This window comes from Bacillus sp. FSL W8-0629, from assembly GCF_038593225.1.
Lineage (GTDB): Bacteria > Bacillota > Bacilli > Bacillales > Bacillaceae > Bacillus > Bacillus altitudinis.
In genome coordinates this window covers 1,976,503-1,992,603 of the sequence record NZ_CP151975.1, presented here as the reverse complement: position 1 = coordinate 1,992,603, position 16,101 = coordinate 1,976,503, and the positions used below count along the sequence as shown (strand labels likewise).

General features: G+C 40.5%; 20 protein-coding genes. 14 read left to right on the top strand and 6 right to left on the bottom strand.

Annotated features, from left to right (window positions below; all coding sequences use genetic code 11):
* Positions 1 to 88: 88 nt before the first annotated feature.
* The 7 genes from ilvA to ypmT all read left to right on the top strand — a co-directional run bounded on the left by ilvA (position 89) and on the right by ypmT (position 4,917).
* Positions 89 to 1,357: a threonine ammonia-lyase IlvA gene (ilvA, locus tag NSQ17_RS10110; protein ID WP_047946671.1), complete on the top strand. Its 1,269-nt coding sequence runs from the start codon at positions 89 to 91 to the stop codon at positions 1,355 to 1,357.
* A 36-nt stretch (positions 1,358 to 1,393) separates the two neighbouring features.
* Complete coding sequence (locus tag NSQ17_RS10105; RefSeq protein ID WP_008346400.1) at positions 1,394 to 1,645, top strand: YpmP family protein; 252 nt, start codon at positions 1,394 to 1,396, stop codon at positions 1,643 to 1,645.
* A gap of 187 nt (positions 1,646 to 1,832) precedes the next feature.
* Positions 1,833 to 2,675 (top strand): DegV family protein, encoded by an 843-nt coding sequence (locus tag NSQ17_RS10100; RefSeq protein ID WP_017359697.1) that lies wholly within the window; start codon positions 1,833 to 1,835, stop codon positions 2,673 to 2,675.
* A gap of 22 nt (positions 2,676 to 2,697) precedes the next feature.
* Positions 2,698 to 3,288: a cytochrome c oxidase assembly protein gene (locus tag NSQ17_RS10095; protein ID WP_007500791.1), complete on the top strand. Its 591-nt coding sequence runs from the start codon at positions 2,698 to 2,700 to the stop codon at positions 3,286 to 3,288.
* A 69-nt stretch (positions 3,289 to 3,357) separates the two neighbouring features.
* On the top strand, positions 3,358 to 4,119 hold the full coding sequence (locus NSQ17_RS10090; RefSeq protein ID WP_234925057.1) for an SGNH/GDSL hydrolase family protein: 762 nt from the start codon (positions 3,358 to 3,360) through the stop codon (positions 4,117 to 4,119).
* 9 nt (positions 4,120 to 4,128) lie between these two features.
* Positions 4,129 to 4,695 (top strand): YpmS family protein, encoded by a 567-nt coding sequence (locus NSQ17_RS10085; protein ID WP_017359695.1) that lies wholly within the window; start codon positions 4,129 to 4,131, stop codon positions 4,693 to 4,695.
* Between the two features lie 24 nt (positions 4,696 to 4,719).
* Positions 4,720 to 4,917 carry a protein YpmT gene (ypmT, locus tag NSQ17_RS10080; protein ID WP_008346409.1) on the top strand — a complete coding sequence of 66 codons (198 nt, stop codon included), beginning with the start codon at positions 4,720 to 4,722 and terminating at the stop codon, positions 4,915 to 4,917.
* Positions 4,918 to 5,105: 188 nt separating this feature from the next.
* Here ypmT and NSQ17_RS10075 read toward each other — a convergent pair whose 3' ends face one another.
* The 3 genes from NSQ17_RS10075 to NSQ17_RS10065 form a co-directional block, all read right to left on the bottom strand.
* Positions 5,106 to 5,774, bottom strand: a complete 669-nt coding sequence (locus NSQ17_RS10075) for a DUF4397 domain-containing protein (RefSeq protein ID WP_342467398.1) — start codon at positions 5,772 to 5,774, stop codon at positions 5,106 to 5,108.
* 117 nt (positions 5,775 to 5,891) lie between these two features.
* Complete coding sequence (locus tag NSQ17_RS10070; protein ID WP_008346413.1) at positions 5,892 to 6,152, bottom strand: hypothetical protein; 261 nt, start codon at positions 6,150 to 6,152, stop codon at positions 5,892 to 5,894.
* Between the two features lie 52 nt (positions 6,153 to 6,204).
* Positions 6,205 to 6,636, bottom strand: a complete 432-nt coding sequence (locus NSQ17_RS10065) for a MarR family transcriptional regulator (protein ID WP_007500780.1) — start codon at positions 6,634 to 6,636, stop codon at positions 6,205 to 6,207.
* Positions 6,637 to 6,774: 138 nt separating this feature from the next.
* Here NSQ17_RS10065 and msrA point away from each other — a divergent pair, with 138 nt between their 5' ends.
* Both msrA and msrB read left to right on the top strand, forming a co-directional pair.
* Positions 6,775 to 7,308 carry a peptide-methionine (S)-S-oxide reductase MsrA gene (msrA, locus tag NSQ17_RS10060; RefSeq protein ID WP_017367464.1) on the top strand — a complete coding sequence of 178 codons (534 nt, stop codon included), beginning with the start codon at positions 6,775 to 6,777 and terminating at the stop codon, positions 7,306 to 7,308.
* Entirely contained in the window at positions 7,308 to 7,739 is a 432-nt protein-coding gene (gene msrB / locus NSQ17_RS10055; RefSeq protein WP_342467397.1) for a peptide-methionine (R)-S-oxide reductase MsrB, read from the top strand. Before msrA ends, msrB begins: the two co-directional genes overlap by 1 nt.
* A 52-nt stretch (positions 7,740 to 7,791) precedes the next feature.
* On the opposite strand, the gene NSQ17_RS10050 is transcribed toward msrB, so the two are convergent.
* Positions 7,792 to 8,820: an SDR family NAD(P)-dependent oxidoreductase gene (locus NSQ17_RS10050; RefSeq protein ID WP_035703287.1), complete on the bottom strand. Its 1,029-nt coding sequence runs from the start codon at positions 8,818 to 8,820 to the stop codon at positions 7,792 to 7,794.
* Positions 8,821 to 9,074: 254 nt separating this feature from the next.
* On the opposite strand from NSQ17_RS10050, the gene NSQ17_RS10045 reads away from it, so the two are divergent.
* Positions 9,075 to 9,797, top strand: a complete 723-nt coding sequence (locus NSQ17_RS10045; RefSeq protein ID WP_017367462.1) for an N-acylneuraminate cytidylyltransferase — start codon at positions 9,075 to 9,077, stop codon at positions 9,795 to 9,797.
* A gap of 28 nt (positions 9,798 to 9,825) precedes the next feature.
* Here the strand turns inward: NSQ17_RS10045 and NSQ17_RS10040 are convergent, their stop codons facing one another.
* Together NSQ17_RS10040 and NSQ17_RS10035 are read right to left on the bottom strand one after the other, a co-directional pair.
* A complete protein-coding gene (locus tag NSQ17_RS10040) occupies positions 9,826 to 10,620 on the bottom strand; it encodes a DUF3880 domain-containing protein (RefSeq protein ID WP_342467396.1) in 795 nt (264 codons plus the stop codon).
* Between the two features lie 183 nt (positions 10,621 to 10,803).
* Complete coding sequence (locus tag NSQ17_RS10035; RefSeq protein WP_007500770.1) at positions 10,804 to 11,205, bottom strand: hypothetical protein; 402 nt, start codon at positions 11,203 to 11,205, stop codon at positions 10,804 to 10,806.
* A gap of 208 nt (positions 11,206 to 11,413) precedes the next feature.
* Here NSQ17_RS10035 and cgeC point away from each other — a divergent pair, with 208 nt between their 5' ends.
* From cgeC to ablA, 4 genes are all read left to right on the top strand, one after another.
* Complete coding sequence (gene cgeC / locus NSQ17_RS10030) at positions 11,414 to 11,734, top strand: spore maturation protein CgeC (RefSeq protein ID WP_007500768.1); 321 nt, start codon at positions 11,414 to 11,416, stop codon at positions 11,732 to 11,734.
* Between the two features lie 18 nt (positions 11,735 to 11,752).
* Positions 11,753 to 13,048: a glycosyltransferase family A protein gene (locus NSQ17_RS10025; protein ID WP_342467395.1), complete on the top strand. Its 1,296-nt coding sequence runs from the start codon at positions 11,753 to 11,755 to the stop codon at positions 13,046 to 13,048.
* A gap of 157 nt (positions 13,049 to 13,205) precedes the next feature.
* Positions 13,206 to 14,582: a sigma 54-interacting transcriptional regulator gene (locus NSQ17_RS10020; RefSeq protein ID WP_342467394.1), complete on the top strand. Its 1,377-nt coding sequence runs from the start codon at positions 13,206 to 13,208 to the stop codon at positions 14,580 to 14,582.
* 116 nt (positions 14,583 to 14,698) lie between these two features.
* Positions 14,699 to 16,099 (top strand): lysine 2,3-aminomutase, encoded by a 1,401-nt coding sequence (ablA, locus tag NSQ17_RS10015; RefSeq protein ID WP_008346434.1) that lies wholly within the window; start codon positions 14,699 to 14,701, stop codon positions 16,097 to 16,099.
* Positions 16,100 to 16,101 lie beyond the last annotated feature (2 nt).

Genomic DNA, 16,101 nt, shown 5'->3' with positions numbered 1-16,101 from the left:
TCTCCGATCCATGATCTATTGGTTTATTTTTTGAATATTCATGTTATAATGACAAATTAAATAAGGTTAAAGAGAAAGGATCTTGTACATGAAACCGTTGCTCAAAGAAAACACGCTAATTCAAGTGAAAGACATCTTAAAAGCCCATCAAAATTTGAAGGATGTAGTGATTCATACACCACTTCAAAAAAATGAGCGACTTTCTGAACGATATGAATGTAATGTCTACTTAAAAAGAGAGGACCTGCAAGTTGTTCGTTCTTTTAAATTAAGAGGCGCTTTTAATAAAATGAGCCAGTTGCCAAAAGAAAAACTAGAAAACGGCATTGTTTGTGCCAGTGCAGGAAATCACGCACAAGGCGTTGCCTATTCTTGCAAATATTTAGGTATCCACGGGAAAATCTTTATGCCTGCTACCACACCAAGGCAAAAAGTATCTCAAGTGGAGCTTTTCGGAAAAGAATATGTTGACATTATCTTAACCGGAGATACCTTTGATGATTCGTATCATGAAGCAGTCAAATGCGGAGATAAGGAAAAGCGGGAATTTATCCATCCATTTGATGATTTAGATGTCATGGCAGGACAAGGAACAACTGCTGTAGAAATATTAAATGATATCGAAGTGGAACCTCACTTTTTATTTGCAAGTGTCGGAGGTGGAGGTCTGTTATCTGGTGTAGGTACATATATCAAAAATATCTCACCAGAAACCGAAATTATTGCAGTCGAGCCGCTTGGTGCCGCCTCACTACATGCTTCCCATGAGAAAGGGGAGGTTGTCACACTTGATTCAATAGATAAGTTTGTAGATGGAGCAGCGGTTCAGCGGATTGGCGAAAAGACGTTTACGTCGCTTCAGTCTGTTGTCGATAAGATTAGTCTTGTACCAGAAGGAAAAGTATGTACAACTATTTTAGAGCTGTATAATCAATGCGCAATTGTAGCTGAGCCAGCAGGTGCGTTACCGATCGCGGCTTTAGATGCACATCGTGAGGAGATTAAAGGGAAAAATGTCGTTTGTATTGTCAGCGGAGGCAATAATGACATTGGCCGAATGCAAGAAATTAAGGAACGCTCCATGATTTATGAAGGACTCCAGCATTATTTCATCGTTAATTTTCCGCAAAGAGCAGGTGCTCTCAGGGAATTTTTAGATGAAGTGTTAGGGCCAAATGATGATATCTCACGTTTTGAATATACGAAAAAGAATAACCGAAGCAAAGGACCTGCGCTTGTTGGGATCGAATTGAAAGAAAGAGATGACTATGCAGCGCTGATTGACCGAATGAATAAAAAAGGCTTCCACTATGTTGAAGTGAATAAAGATCAAGATTTATTCCACCTATTTATTTAGGCTTAACAGATAATTGGAAAAGAGGATTGATCGTTTGTGCTGCTCAAAACAATATGTTTTAGACGGATGGATGGAGCTCAGATCAAGGTAACAGAAGTCCCTGTTTTAAAGGGAGATGAATCCTATGGTTTCATGCTCACCTTTAGACTTGAAGCTTTCTTGAAAAAAGTCTATGTATCTAAAGGAAAGAGGCATGTGTACTCTTTCAGGGAGGATGTGAAACGTAACGTCAAGTGGAGCACATATGAACAGATCTACCAAGAGCCTACACTAAAACACAATGCGTAAATTGGAATCTTTGCTAAAGAGAGTGAGCGGCCATTTTCAAATGGCGGCTACTCATCTTGGCAAGGATTTTTTACATGAAAAGAAGAAAATGTGACAATTTCAAAAACGTTCTGACAGTTGTTTTCAAGTATGCACGAAATAAGGTAATATCATATGTAAAGACTAAGACAGCAAGGATGAGACGATAGTGAAACAAATTAAAATTGTAACAGATTCAACCGTGGACCTTCCGCAAGAAAAAATCAATGATCTTTCCATTCATGTCATTCCGCTCAATATCTCCATTTCTGGGGTTGATTATATTGACCGAGTGAACATACAGCCAGATGAATTTATTGAAAAAATGGAGGCCGCTGAGGAACTGCCGAAAACGTCTCAACCTGCCATCGGTCAATTCGTCGAATTATATGAAAAACTGACGGCAGATGGAAGCGAAGTCATTAGTATCCATTTAACTGGTGGGATGAGTGGTACGGTTCAAACTGCTGAAAGCGCTTCTAAAATGGTAGACGGAAATATCACTGTCATCGATTCGAATTTTATTTCCTATGGTTTAGGGTTTCAAGTCACCAAAGCAGCAGAGCTTGCAAAAAAAGGGGCAAGCCGTGATGACATCCTCAAAGAAATGGACAAAATTCGTCTTAAAACAAAGCTATTTGTCACAATCGATACATTAGAAAATCTCGTGAAAGGTGGACGAATTGGAAGAGGAAAGGCGCTGATCGGTTCACTTCTTCATATTAAACCAATTGCCAGCTTAACAGACGGCATATACACACCAGAAGCGAATGTGAGAAGTTACTCCGCTCTTGTCCGCTATTTGACAAAACAGTATGTACAGGCGGTGAAAGGGAAAACCGTTCAGGCCATTGGGATTGCACATGCAGACGCATTAGAACTTGCAGAAAAGCTTAAAGCAGCACTGCTTGATCACACACCTGATGCACTAGTTGACATCGCTTATACAACACCGATTATTTCCTGTCATACTGGTAAGGGCGCTATAGGCTTTACTTTTTATACCGATTGATTGAAAAGGGGATGTAATTGTCATGTATACAAAAAGGGGAGCCTTATTTGGTGCGCTTACGATTATAAGCGTGCTTCTTTTAGTCTCATGTTCAAATGGACAAATCAAGGATGCGTTAAATTATCAAATCCAGCCGTTTGAGTATCAAAACCAGGATGGTCAAAAGGTGTCGCTCGACGATTTAAAGGGGAAAGTCTGGGTGGCAGATTTTATTTTCACAAGCTGTGAAACGATTTGCCCGCCGATGACCGCACATATGACAGAGCTACAAAAACGGTTAAAAGAAGAAAAATTGGATGCGCACATCATTTCATTTAGCGTCGACCCAGAGGTGGATTCACCGAAAAAGCTAAAGGAATTTGCAAAAGCATATCCATTATCCTTTAAAAATTGGGATTTTCTCACTGGTTACTCGCAGTCAGCGATTGAAAAATTTGCAATGAAAAGCTTTAAGACGATTGTGAAAAAACCTGAAGACGAAGACCAAGTGATACACCAATCTCTGTTTTTCCTCGTTGATCAAGAAGGAAAAGTGATGAAAAACTATGATGGTGTTCAAAATACGCCATATGATGAAATCATCAAGGACATCAAAACACTGAATCGAAGCTAGCATAAGGATGTTCAAATGAGCGAAAACATGATACACTTTTTTAATCAGAAAAAGGAGGGACATCATCGTTTGAAGGCTCGTTTGATTTTGATTGTGATGTCTCTAGCTTTTGTTCTTTCTGCATGTTCCGCACAAGAGGCTGGCATAAAGGATAAACTAGAAGACACACAAAACGTAAAAGAACATATTACGATCGCAGCGGTTGGAGATTCCTTAACAGAAGGAATCGGAGATCAAAATAAAAAAGGGTATGCCGGCATCACTCGTGACAAGATAGAAGCAGTGGACGGTGTACAGTCTGTTACATTAAAAAACTATGCCATTAAAGGCAGTAGAACGGTAGATTTATTAAAAAGATTAAAAGAAAAAAAAGTGCAGGATGGACTGAAAGACGCTGATTATATTTTCTTTACGATCGGCGGAAATGACTTAATGCATGTCGTCCGTCAAAATGTGCTCAACTTGACATTTGCTCCTTTTCAAAAAGAGCAAGGTCCTTTTGAAGAGCGTTTTAAGACCATTCTTGCTCAATTAAGAGAGCATAATGACCATGCAAAGATCATGTATGTCAGTATGTACAATCCTTTTAAATTCAGCTTGTCTGAGCTGAGAGATATTGATGAGGTCGTCAAAGACTGGAATGCTGTTGCCGAAAAAGAACTAAAAAAAGACGGCAATGCTGATATGATCGATGTAGCAGATTTATTTGAAGATGATAAAGATGAAAAATTACTGGCAGATGATGATTTCCACCCAAACCAAAAGGGGTACTCTCTTATGGCAAATCGTTTATTCTCAGAAGTGAAAAAAGAAGGACTGCCGAAGGAATAGGGTGAAAAGATGAAAAAATGGAAGAGTTTATTTTTTGTTTTACTGTCAATTAATCTATTGATTGTTCTTGTATGCGGTATTTTTATGCTGCTGCCGAGCGATCAATCAGCTTCGAAAAAAGAAGTGAACAGCGAGTATGCTTTTAACATTTCTAGTTCAAAAGAATCGCTCACCAGCTTTGTCAATGATTATTTAAAAAACCAAGGATCAAGCGATATGCCCGATTTTCATGTTGCGATTGACCAAGATGTGAAAGTAACAGGTGCAATCAAAGCTTTTTCTTCAACGATTAATGCAAATGTATCATTTACACCATCTGTTGAAGATAATGGGGATGTTCTGCTGAAAGTAGATGACTTTTCAATTGGACAATTAAGCATCCCAATCAGTTTTGTTTTAAGCTACATGGGTCAATTCTATGAACTGCCTGATTTCGTTCATGTGAAACCAGACCAAAAAACAGTGGAAGTGCGCCTTTCAGAAATGCCGCTGACGAATGATATGTATGTCAAAGCGAACAAAATTGATCTTGAGAATGATGAAATTGAATTCTCATATTATCATCCAAAGCAATAGAACGTGTAAGTCAGGAGTGAAACTATGAAGCGAGTCTATCAATATTTTAGTTTACTGTCGCTCTTATTTGCTGCATACTTTGGCATGACAGCTGCCTCTCATTTAAAAGCAGAAAATATCGACCAGTTTTACTTAAATATCGCCTATTGTGCATTATTTTTAGGTACCATGATTCTTGCTTTTGATTTTCAAAAACAAGAAAAAGCTGAAGATGTCTCGTAAATAGCCTTTTCCATTTGGAAAGGCTATTTGTCTTCTTTTCAGCGGAATAGAAAACCTTTGCATTCTAGGAAGGACGAGTACTGGCGCAGAGTGAATGTGACATTCGTGAGCACCGGCACGCAGGACTGACACCGAATGCGAGGCTTTGTCTACACGCTGAGAGCCTTTTCCATTTGGAAAGGCTCTTTTTACATTTGGTGAGACAAGACGACTTTTGCCATTAGCTCTGGCTCTCCGTTTGCAAATCCATGAAGTAAAATAAGATAGGCCCGCTTTGTTTGCAGGTGAACTTTCGGAATATCTAGCAGTACACTTTGAGTACCGGCAGCTTTTAATTCAAAGTGATACTTATTCGGAGAGAAGTGGTGGGTTTGGGTGCCGTTTACATATCCGAGCTCCTTTGATAAGATGCCTTGATCTCGTTCATATATATCAATGAAAGGGAGGTCTGGTGACAGCTGGATAAACGTGAGTGCTGATAGCTCATCTTGCTTAATCAGCGAGTCTTGCTTTTCTGTGAGCAGCGCAAAGCCGGTATGAGCTCCTGTGATACATAGCGTGTAAGTCTCGTTTCCATTAATCATCATACGAGAAGAAAGAATTCTTTCTTTTGTAGCCAGCTTAAATACTTCTATCTCATAAACACCCTCATCCCATTCCATATAAGCAGACAGCTGACCGTATGGCAGCTTTTTTTGGATTGGCTGCTGATTTACAAATACAGCAAGCTTACTTAAATCCGGTGCAGCGTGAAATAATCGAATAACAGCTTTGGAAATGGTGTTTCTCGGATGGTATGGGGGAAAGGTAGCTAATGGACGATATAGAAATTGATTCATCTCGTAGAGCTGCTGCACGTCTTTATCCCTTCTTTCTCTGCAATGTGTTTTTTGTAGCGTATGCAAGAAAGGGACGATCTGTATAGGCAAAAGAAACATAGAAAAAAGCCTGACAAAAAGTGTCAGGCTCTCGTATTAAGAAGGAGATGAATATTGATGATATTCAGCCAGCTTAATGAACGTTTTTTCATCCTCAATTAATCCGCAAACGCCGCACTGGACTTTGATTTTCGGTCCTTGATAGTTCATGTGAAAAGGAGAAAGCTGATCTCCTTCATATGTTTCGACAATAGCTCCAGTTGCTGGATCAAGTTTCACAGGTTCTGAATGCTGCTCGATGAGGTTAAAACGCGTTCTGTTGGTTTTGCAGTTCGGACAAAGATATGGACTTGTCATGGTTCATTCCACCTTTTTATCCGTAGCATGTCCTCCACGCTAAAATCTATGCTTAATCCTTTTGACTTTTATCCAGCTTTTTAAATAACTTGATCATCGTTTTCAGTTCTTCATCATCAAATGATTCAAATCGTTCCATGAAGTATTCTGTTTTCTTTTTCTCAAAATGCTCAGTAATTTCCTTACCCTTATCGGTTAAGTGGATTTTGATGATGCGTCGATCCTCTTTTGAACGGATACGAGTGATCCAGCCTTTTTCTACAAGTGTGTCGGTTACAGCTGTAATATGGCTTGCTGATACACCGAGAATTGAGGCGAATTCCGTTACTTTTTTTGCGCCTTGTTCACGCAGCAGATTTAAAATGAGAAATTCATTCCGAGATAATTCGTTTTCAAGCAAGCTGTTAATTTCATAACGTATTTGCTTAAATACGGTTCTCAGTAAAGTATCCATTTCATACATCATTTGTTTTCTTTGTTCCAATCATTAAACCCCCATTATATTTTAAGATACGACAGAATGCTTTCATTTGTTTTTAGGTATACAAGTCGTATCATTTTCATTATTTTTTATCATGTTATAATATGATGATACCATTTTTTAAATGAAGGGGGCACTAATATGTCTGAAAAACAAGAATTAGCCACATTTGCTGGAGGCTGTTTCTGGTGTATGGTTAAACCTTTTGATGAACAGCCAGGCATTATCAAAGTTGAATCAGGGTATACTGGCGGACATACAGTGAATCCAACCTATGAAGAAGTATGTACAAATACGACAGGCCATAGAGAAGCCGTTCAAATTACCTTTGATCCAGACGTTTTTCCGTATGAGAAGCTATTAGAACTATATTGGCAGCAAATAGACCCAACAGATGATGGAGGACAATTTGGTGATAGAGGAGAGTCCTACCGTACAGGGATTTATGTCCACAATGAAAAACAAAGGCAACTTGCAGAAACATCAAAAGAGCAGCTGAGCCAAAGTGGAATTTTCCAAAAGCCAATCGTGACAGAAATTTTAGAGGCTGGTCCTTTTTATCCTGCTGAGGAATATCATCAGCATTATTATAAAAAGAACAAAATGCACTACGAACGATACCATGTCGGTTCGGGCAGAGCAGGTTTTATTCAATCTCATTGGAGTGATAAATAATGGCTAACGAAAAAGAGCAGCGCATCAAAGAATTAAACCGAATGCAGTACGAAGTGACGCAAAATAATGGCACTGAGCCGCCATTTCAAAATGAATTTTGGGATCATAAGGAAGAGGGCATTTATGTAGATATCATTTCAGGCAAACCATTGTTTTCTTCTTTAGATAAATTTGATGCCCATTGCGGCTGGCCAAGTTTTACAAAGCCGATTGAAGATCAAGAGGTAGAAGAGAAAGTAGATACGAGCCATGGCATGGTGCGGACTGAAGTTCGCAGTAAGACGGCCGACTCTCACCTTGGTCATGTATTCCCTGACGGCCCAGGGCCAAGCGGTCTTCGATATTGTATTAATTCTGCCGCTTTAAAGTTTATCCCGAAGGATGATCTTGAAAAAGAAGGCTACGGTCATTTGAAACACATCTTTCAATAATTGATTTAAAAATCGTCACATGGAAGTCAGCTGCTTCCGTGTGACGATTTTTTTATTTTTTATGGTGGGTATGATGTAATTGTTCAATGATGTGAAACAGTTTCTCTTTTGTAATGAGCGGTGCTTCGTTTGATGTGTAATGGGTCAAATGGACTTTTTGAAAATGAGGGTGAAGATGTGGTCTTGGTAAAATGGCATAAAATTGTTCATGTTCAAACAGTGCATCTGCCTCGTGAGGGAATGTGAGCTCCTCGTGAAGTTTTTCTCCAGGTCTTTTTCCGACAACGAGAATATCAGGAGAAGGAACATTAATCTGACCGGCATATTCATGAAATGCTTTCAATAGATCAGCCAGCTGTAATGACTCCATCTTGAGAATGAATGTTTCGCCGCCTTTCATCATGATAGCTGCTTCAAGCGTGAGAGATACAGCTTCTTCGATAGACATAAAAAAGCGTGTCATCTTAGGATCAGTTACAGTTAGAGGTTGTTCATTTAACAACTGTTGAAGCATGATGGGGATGACGGAACCCCTTGATCCAAGCACATTGCCAAACCGGACAGAGCAAAACCTCGTTTTCTGATTTGAAATACTTTCATTCGCTTGAAAAAACAATTTTTCTGAAATTAATTTTGTAGCTCCCATGGCATTTGTCGGAGAAACCGCTTTGTCGGTTGAAATGTTGACAACATGACTAACTTCATGTTCAAGTGCTGCTTCAATGACATGCTGTCCGCCGATGATGTTGGTTTGGACAGCTTCAAACGGATTATCTTCGCAGGTGGGTACTTGTTTGAGTGCAGCTGCATGGAAGATGATATCTACTCCTTTGACAAGCTGCCTGACGCGGCTGGCATCCCTCACATCTCCAAGTGCAAATACAACCTCTGGATTTGCCGCATATTCATTTTTCATCATGTATTGTTTACTGTCATCTTTACTGAAGACAATGACCTTTTTAGGAGAGCAGGCTGTTAATTTTTTCACAATCTGCCGGCCAATCGAACCCGTACCGCCTGTGACCAAGATGATTTTGTCACGAAAAAAGGTCTTCAAACTCGTTTCTATTTGTTTGGACATATCTAATCCCCCAACTCTCATTTCTCTACTTTGCATCATATGTGAAAGAGTGGAAGACGTTTGAGGAAAAGAACCACTTCATGCATAAATTAGGTGAACCAATTATAACCATCTGCTTGACGACTTAATAGAATATGTAGAGATAGAAGATTAAGTAGAATAGCGAGGCACCTAAAGAACTTCAGTACGGTGATCAGTTCAGCTCTCAGAATGTATTCTCTGATACTGAGCTGCGCGAGGGGAGAAGATCATACATGTATAGGGGAAATCGTATTTTAGCTATGATACCAGCTTTTAGCAGCAAGCAGGGACATCATGCTGAACACATTCGCGTATTGGCGGAGCGGCCGCTGATCTATTGGACCATTCAGCCATTATTACAAATGATTGAATTAGATGAAGTCATCGTATCTTCAGAGGATGTGAATACTCAAATCATTTCATCTCACTACGGAGCAAATGTGATTGAACTGCCAAGCACACATGTGACGGAACAAACACCTTCTTTAGTAGCTGTGAAGCATGCACTTGCTTATTTAGAACGAGAGGGAAAGACGTTTGATATTGTTTTGTATTTGCATCCAGCATCACCACTAAGGCAGACGGCAGATATTGAGAACTGCTTGCAGCTTCTAGTAGAGGGGGGATATGATTGTGCGGCTTCTTTTACAGAGGCGTTAGAAAATCCAAATGAAACTTGGACACTTCATGACACCAATGAAGCCAGCCTGTATAAGGACAATCATTATTTTTTTGTACCAACTCAGGAGCACCCTTATACGTATGGACGTTTAAATGGAGCTGTCTATGCGTTTCATGTTCCATATGCAAAAGAATGCATTCATTCCTTTTTAGAAGGATCTGTTGGTGCATATATGATGGATCATGCGCAATCGCTTGTTGTGAAAAGTGAGGAAGATCGGAAAAAGGCAGAGAAGATTTTATTGGCTCGACAAGATGCAGAAGGAACGGCATAAGATGATGGCAATTAGAAAAAGCGCCCGGTCATAGGGCGCTTTTGACTATTTCATAAAGTCTGTAAGGCAACGTATCAAATGTGTTCCAGCGAACGACTTGCTCGTAATTGTTCTCTGCAACCGATTGTCTTTGTTGAGGGTTTTTTACATAGAGCTCGACCTGCTTAATCAAATCGTTTTCATGTGTGTAAAAAGCGAAGCTTGAAAATGCCTGTGACGGTTGTAGATCTGTCAACTGAAAGCCTCCGCTTGCAGCGATATCAAATGCTCTGTTGTTGAGGCTCATATTTTGAACATTGGCTTTGTTTTGATTATAGGCAAATTGCGCGGGCCTGTGCGGATTCAGAACAATGGCTGATGTTTGATAGATGTCTGCCATCTGCTCGGGACTCAGCCAGTGGGTCATCAGTGTGAGATCGCGATATCGTCTGCGTGATTTATTCAACACGCGATGCCACTCTTTTCCTGCTACGAGAATGCGCCATTTGTTTTGATGTAAGAGTGTATTGATGGCTTTAATGCGGTTTGGATAAGGGTAGCCAATGAGTGCAATGTCATAGATGCACGACTCATGTGGTGATTCTTTTTTCTGAAATACGTGTGTATTGGTCGGAATGGGAAAGTAGTGCGTGTGATCAGCGCCCATTTGTTTGTAAAATGACAAAGCACCTTCGTCAATCGTTAAGATCAGTTGTGCATCACTTACGCATGCAGCTGACACATCTATATAAAAAGGGTCTTCTGTCATCCAAAGTACAACGGGGATCTTTTCTTGTTTGAATTGATGAAGCAGTTCTGTTGGAATATGATCACCGATCATCATGAAAACAAAATCCGGAGAAAATGTCCGGATTTTGTGCATATGAGCGGGTAGAGTTTCCCTATCCACCTTGACGCATGAAAAGGGGGAATCAATGAAGCTATCTTCTATCCATTGATCGAACATCCGATAGATTCCACCGTAGCCAGAGCTGATATAAAGAAGCTTCATGATGGCCCTCTCACATTAAGATGTGAACGTAACACTTTCTACTTTATCTACATCTAATAGAGTCGTTGCAGAGCCTGTAGGTGTCACAGAGCTTTCTTGTGTGACGAAAACAACACCTGTTGAAGCATCGAATGATACGAATTGTACGGGTCCGATTAAGTCACCTGAGTCCATGACAATGCTAATGACTGTTCCAGGTGCAAGTCTTGCGAAAATCCATCTTGCTGGTTGAGATACGTCGAGTGTTGTAGCAGAATCTGAAGGTGATGCTTCAGCAGCCACCTCACTAAATAAATCGTTCAATTTTTCTTCCACTTGAACTCCTCCTTCTTCGAGATTAACTGTTAACGCATGACTAAGCGGTTTGAAAAACAGCTTTAATAGCTCTTTTTTTAATTCGGCACGCTTTTCGCTCATGTTTTCCCCATCCTTTCTTCATCCATTCAAACACACCACTATGTATATGCCGTTCTCTTTTTTTGGTATAAGCAGAATGCTCATTCCTTGTTCTTTTTTTTATTTAATGACTTCACACATTTTTGAAAAATGTTTTCAAATGCTGATGCTAAATGAAGTGATCCTCATACTCTAGTAAAGATCAAACGAGAAGAAAGAGGGAATCTGAATGGAATTTGAACAACTATTAAATGGCTGGAACGAAGAATTACTAGAAACAGAAGGAATACTTGAAGTTGTGTTGATTATACTTCTTCTTCATCTTTTAGAGGAAAGTGAGGAAGGGAGTGCGTCAGAGATTAAAGAATTGCTGCGCCCGTGGCTTGAGCTCGGCATTCCGCTGCCGCGTGTTCATTTAGTCAATGGAGATGTGCTGCAAAACGTGGTTGTCGTACAATTGTTTGACTCAGTAGCAGTCTTTAAAAATGCGACAAATCAACTAAGAGTAAGTGTTCCTTATGTGAACATTGTCAGCTGGGGGGCTTTTTAATCTATTTAAAAAAGGATAATGGTCATGAAAGTATCAGTGATATTAACAAGCTACAACAAACCTGATTTCATTGAACGTGTGCTAAAGAGTGTGGTAGAACAAACGTATCAGCATTGGGAGCTTTTGATCATGGATGATGGCTCTGAACAAGAAACGATCCAAAAGATGCAGCCTTATTTAGTGGATAAGCGCATTCAATTGTATTCTCATCAAATTCATCCTGCAAACCGGCTGAAGACTGTACGTTATGCAACGCTAATTAATGAAGCATTAACACGTATAACAGGTGAGCTGGTTTGTTATGTAACTGATGATACAGTCTACAGAAAAGATCGTTTAGAGAAAATGGTCGAGGTTTTTCAATCGAAGCCTCACATAGATATCGTCTATTCCTCGCAGCGTGTCGTGCATGTGAATCAGCATTTGGTGGAAACGGCGAGCTTCGTTCGAGAAGCAGATCAAGTGTTGGAGCATGCATCCTTTCAAGTCGACCATTGCTCTGTTATGCATAGAAGCCGGCTGCTTCCGCTTATTCGTGAAAAATACGGACAATACTGGGCCGACGAACCAAAACATTGGCATCATGCTGACTCTGTGTTTTGGATGAGACTGAATCATTTTGCTGCGTTCTTTCCATTAAAAGAAGTACTTGATACCACATATAAAACGCCACAATCATTCCATCATATGTTTGCGAGTATGCCCTACGATTTAATTGACGGAGCTGTGATTGAAAGAGAAGGCGCTTATTATCAAATCGCTAGCGGATATCTTCATCGCATTGACAGGCGCTGGGTGAATGAAAAGAACAGGCGTGCGATTCGTGTTCCCTCGTTATGTGCGATGAAATATGAAATGAACGAGCCGCTGACAGTCCCAAATTATACAGTCGTCACCGCAGATAACGGCAGAACATTTTATTATATTGAACATCAGACAAAAAGACGGTTTGATTCAAAACGTGATGTGCAATATTTTCAGTTTCATCAAAAGGAGATATACACGGTCACAAAACAGCAGCTGGAGACGTTTGAGGATGGCAAGATCATTCAAGTATCTCCTATATTCAGCCCACCAAATAGACGGCTGTTTAAATGGAAACAAGATGTCTATTTATTTGTGCATGATACCTTTTGCCGAATTGTTCCTGAGGTAGTGAAAATATTTGCGTTTTACCATCAGCCAATCAAACTACAACCTTCTCAATTTGCATTTTTTCAAGAAGGAAAGCCAATTGTGCCGCTGTATATGGAGTCTCTTCAGGAATTTGACTTGTCTCTTTATCAGATGTCAGGACGAAAGCACTCCTCATAAGAGGGGTTCTTTTTTTTAGAATTGACGAAAAAAGCAGGAGATCGAAAGGAAAAAGCGAAACGTGAAAAGGATAGGGGAACACGTTGAATATCATCAAACCGCTGAAAATTGGGCAATACTGTGCCGGATTTTCGGCATAGAAAGTGAGGGGGAAATAGTGGGGAAGGTTGTCGAAAGAGCGGATTGGTTTGAATTAATTTTAGAAGCCATCGATGAAGCGATTCACGTTGTAGACGATCAAGGGGTCACCATCTTTTATAATCATAATGCAGCGAAGTTCGACTGTTTAGCGAAAGAAGAGGTGATTGGCAAGTACATACTGGATGTGTATCCTTCATTAACTGAAAAGACAAGTACACTCATGCATGTACTTAGAACAGGAAAACCCATTTATCATTCGTTGCAAACCTATTTGAATAAAAATGGAGAAAAAATTGAGACTGTCAACACCACACTGCCCATTATGGAAGGCAGCAAGTTAATTGGGGCGGTAGAAGTAGCGAAGGATGTGTCGAAGCTGTCGGCGCTTTCGAATCGTTTAGATCAAAAAAAACGAACGGATGGTGCCGCAGAGACCACTCAAATGCTCGATTTTTCTTCATTTTTAACAAATGATCCACACTTAAAAGAGATGCTGGAGAAAGCGAAAAAAGCTGCTGCATATCCTTCATCGGTTATGGTCTTCGGGGAAACTGGGACAGGAAAAGAGGTACTCGTACAAGCGATTGTTCATGCATCTGATCGGAAAGATCAAGTCTTTATCCCGCAAAACTGCGCTGCTCTTCCAGAATCGCTGCTTGAAAGTCTTTTATTCGGGTCTGTCAAAGGAAGTTATACGGGCGCAATAGATCGCAAGGGGCTGTTTGAGTTAGCAGATGGCGGTACGCTTTTTCTTGATGAGCTGCAAGCGATGCCGCTTACGCTTCAAACAAAATTACTGCGTGTGTTAGAGGATGGTGTTGTCCGCCGGATAGGTGATGCAAAGGCGGTTCAAGTAAATGTCAGAGTGATTACTGCCCTCAATATCGACCCATTTGAAGCCGTTAAAAAACAAATGTTAAGAGAAGACTTATTTTATAGACTGCATGTGTCATCATTTCATATCCCGCCGCTTCGCACAAGGAAGCATGATATCCAGCTGTTATCCCGCCACTTTATTCAAACGTATCATCAGCAATTTTCTAAAAACGTCAACCGCCTTTCTGAAGAAACCGTCCAAGTATTTATGGCCCATCAGTGGCCAGGGAATGTCAGAGAATTAAAACATACGATCGAGCATGCCGTCTTGATGATGCCAAAGGAAGCAGAAGAAATCACCCCAGCATATCTCCCTGGCCATTTGCGGACGCATCAGATAGAAAGTCATCCGCCAGAGTCCTCATTAAAAAGTCAAGTGACGTCATTTGAACAAACGCTGATTCAAGAAGCTTTAAGACAGCACGCAGGGAATATTAAGCAAACGGCAGCCGCTTTAAAAATTCCTCGACAAACATTGCAGTATAAACTAAAAAAATATACAGATGCCGAAAAGTAGGCACTTCAAACATGTGAATGTGACGGAAAAGCTCCTTTTGTAAAGAATAGGGGCATTTTCCCATGTTGGCACATAACTTGCATAGTATAAAGTGAATGCTGATAGGGGGAATGGATATGAATCAAAAACTGTATCAACCTGCGCGACATTGGAAGGACATCGAACTTTGGAAGGACGTACCCGAGGAAAAGTGGAACGACTGGATTTGGCAGCTGACGCATACGGTCAAAACGCTTGAAGATTTAGAAAAAGTCGTGAACTTAACAGAAGAGGAAAAAGAAGGGGTGAAGATTTCTACGAAAACCATTCCACTCAACATTACACCCTACTATGCCTCACTGATGAATCCAGACGATCCAAGATGCCCAATCCGTATGCAGTCTGTACCGATTGCAGAAGAGCTTCATAAAACAAAATATGACCTCGAAGATCCGCTCCATGAAGATGAGGATTCACCTGTTCCAGGTTTAACGCACCGCTACCCAGATCGTGTGCTGTTTCTTGTCACAAATCAGTGCTCCATGTACTGCCGCTATTGTACGAGAAGGCGCTTTTCCGGTCAGATCGGGATGGGCGTGCCGAAAAAGCAATTAGATGCCGCCATTGGATATATTAGAGAAACCCCTGAAGTGCGGGATGTGTTAATTTCAGGCGGTGACGGGCTGTTAATTAATGATCAAGTGCTTGAATACATTTTGAAAAACTTACGAGACATTCCTCACGTTGAAATCATTCGAATTGGAACACGTGCACCGGTCGTGTTTCCGCAGCGAATTACAGATGAATTGTGTGAGATTTTAAAAAAATATCATCCTGTTTGGTTGAACACTCACTTTAATACAAGCATTGAAATCACAAAAGAAGCGAAAGAAGCGTGTGAGCGACTTGTCAATGCTGGTGTGCCTGTTGGTAATCAGGCGGTGATCCTAGCAGGAATTAACGACAGTGTTCCAATTATGAAGAAGCTGATGCATGATCTCGTCATGATTCGCGTCAGACCTTATTATATTTATCAATGTGATTTATCTGAGGGGATCGGCCACTTTAGAACACCGGTTTCAAAAGGCCTTGAAATCATTGAAGGCTTAAGAGGACATACGAGTGGTTATGCTGTGCCAAGCTTTGTTGTAGATGCACCAGGCGGAGGAGGTAAGATCACCTTACAGCCAAATTATTTATTATCTCAAAGCCCAGAGAAAGTGGTCCTGCGTAACTTTGAAGGTGTGATCACCTCTTATCCAGAGCCGGAACATTACGTCGCAGGCCAAGCAGATGCGTATTTTAATGAAATCTATGAAGAAAAGAAAGAACCCGCCATTGGCATAACAGCTCTATTTGAGGATGAAGCAAGATCCTTTACGCCTGAAAATTTAAGCCGAATGAAACGAAGAGAGTCTTATGAAACGAATCCTGAACATGATACGCTCAAAAACAAACGCGAAAAACGAGATGAATTAAAAGAGAAGAAATATCAAGCCCAGCTCAAAAAAGAACAAACCGTAAAGGAGGAGAAATAACG

Coding starts and splice junctions, on each gene's coding strand:
- ilvA (WP_047946671.1), top strand. CDS start 89: ATGAAACCGTTGCTCAAAGAAAACACGCTAATTCAAGTGAAAGACATC.
- NSQ17_RS10095 (WP_007500791.1), top strand. CDS start 2,698: ATGTATACAAAAAGGGGAGCCTTATTTGGTGCGCTTACGATTATAAGC.
- NSQ17_RS10085 (WP_017359695.1), top strand. CDS start 4,129: ATGAAAAAATGGAAGAGTTTATTTTTTGTTTTACTGTCAATTAATCTA.
- ypmT (WP_008346409.1), top strand. CDS start 4,720: ATGAAGCGAGTCTATCAATATTTTAGTTTACTGTCGCTCTTATTTGCT.
- NSQ17_RS10070 (WP_008346413.1), bottom strand. CDS start 6,152: ATGACAAGTCCATATCTTTGTCCGAACTGCAAAACCAACAGAACGCGT.
- msrA (WP_017367464.1), top strand. CDS start 6,775: ATGTCTGAAAAACAAGAATTAGCCACATTTGCTGGAGGCTGTTTCTGG.
- msrB (WP_342467397.1), top strand. CDS start 7,308: ATGGCTAACGAAAAAGAGCAGCGCATCAAAGAATTAAACCGAATGCAG.
- NSQ17_RS10050 (WP_035703287.1), bottom strand. CDS start 8,820: ATGTCCAAACAAATAGAAACGAGTTTGAAGACCTTTTTTCGTGACAAA.
- NSQ17_RS10045 (WP_017367462.1), top strand. CDS start 9,075: ATGTATAGGGGAAATCGTATTTTAGCTATGATACCAGCTTTTAGCAGC.
- NSQ17_RS10040 (WP_342467396.1), bottom strand. CDS start 10,620: ATGATGATCGGTGATCATATTCCAACAGAACTGCTTCATCAATTCAAA.
- NSQ17_RS10035 (WP_007500770.1), bottom strand. CDS start 11,205: ATGAGCGAAAAGCGTGCCGAATTAAAAAAAGAGCTATTAAAGCTGTTT.
- cgeC (WP_007500768.1), top strand. CDS start 11,414: ATGGAATTTGAACAACTATTAAATGGCTGGAACGAAGAATTACTAGAA.
- NSQ17_RS10025 (WP_342467395.1), top strand. CDS start 11,753: ATGGTCATGAAAGTATCAGTGATATTAACAAGCTACAACAAACCTGAT.
- ablA (WP_008346434.1), top strand. CDS start 14,699: ATGAATCAAAAACTGTATCAACCTGCGCGACATTGGAAGGACATCGAA.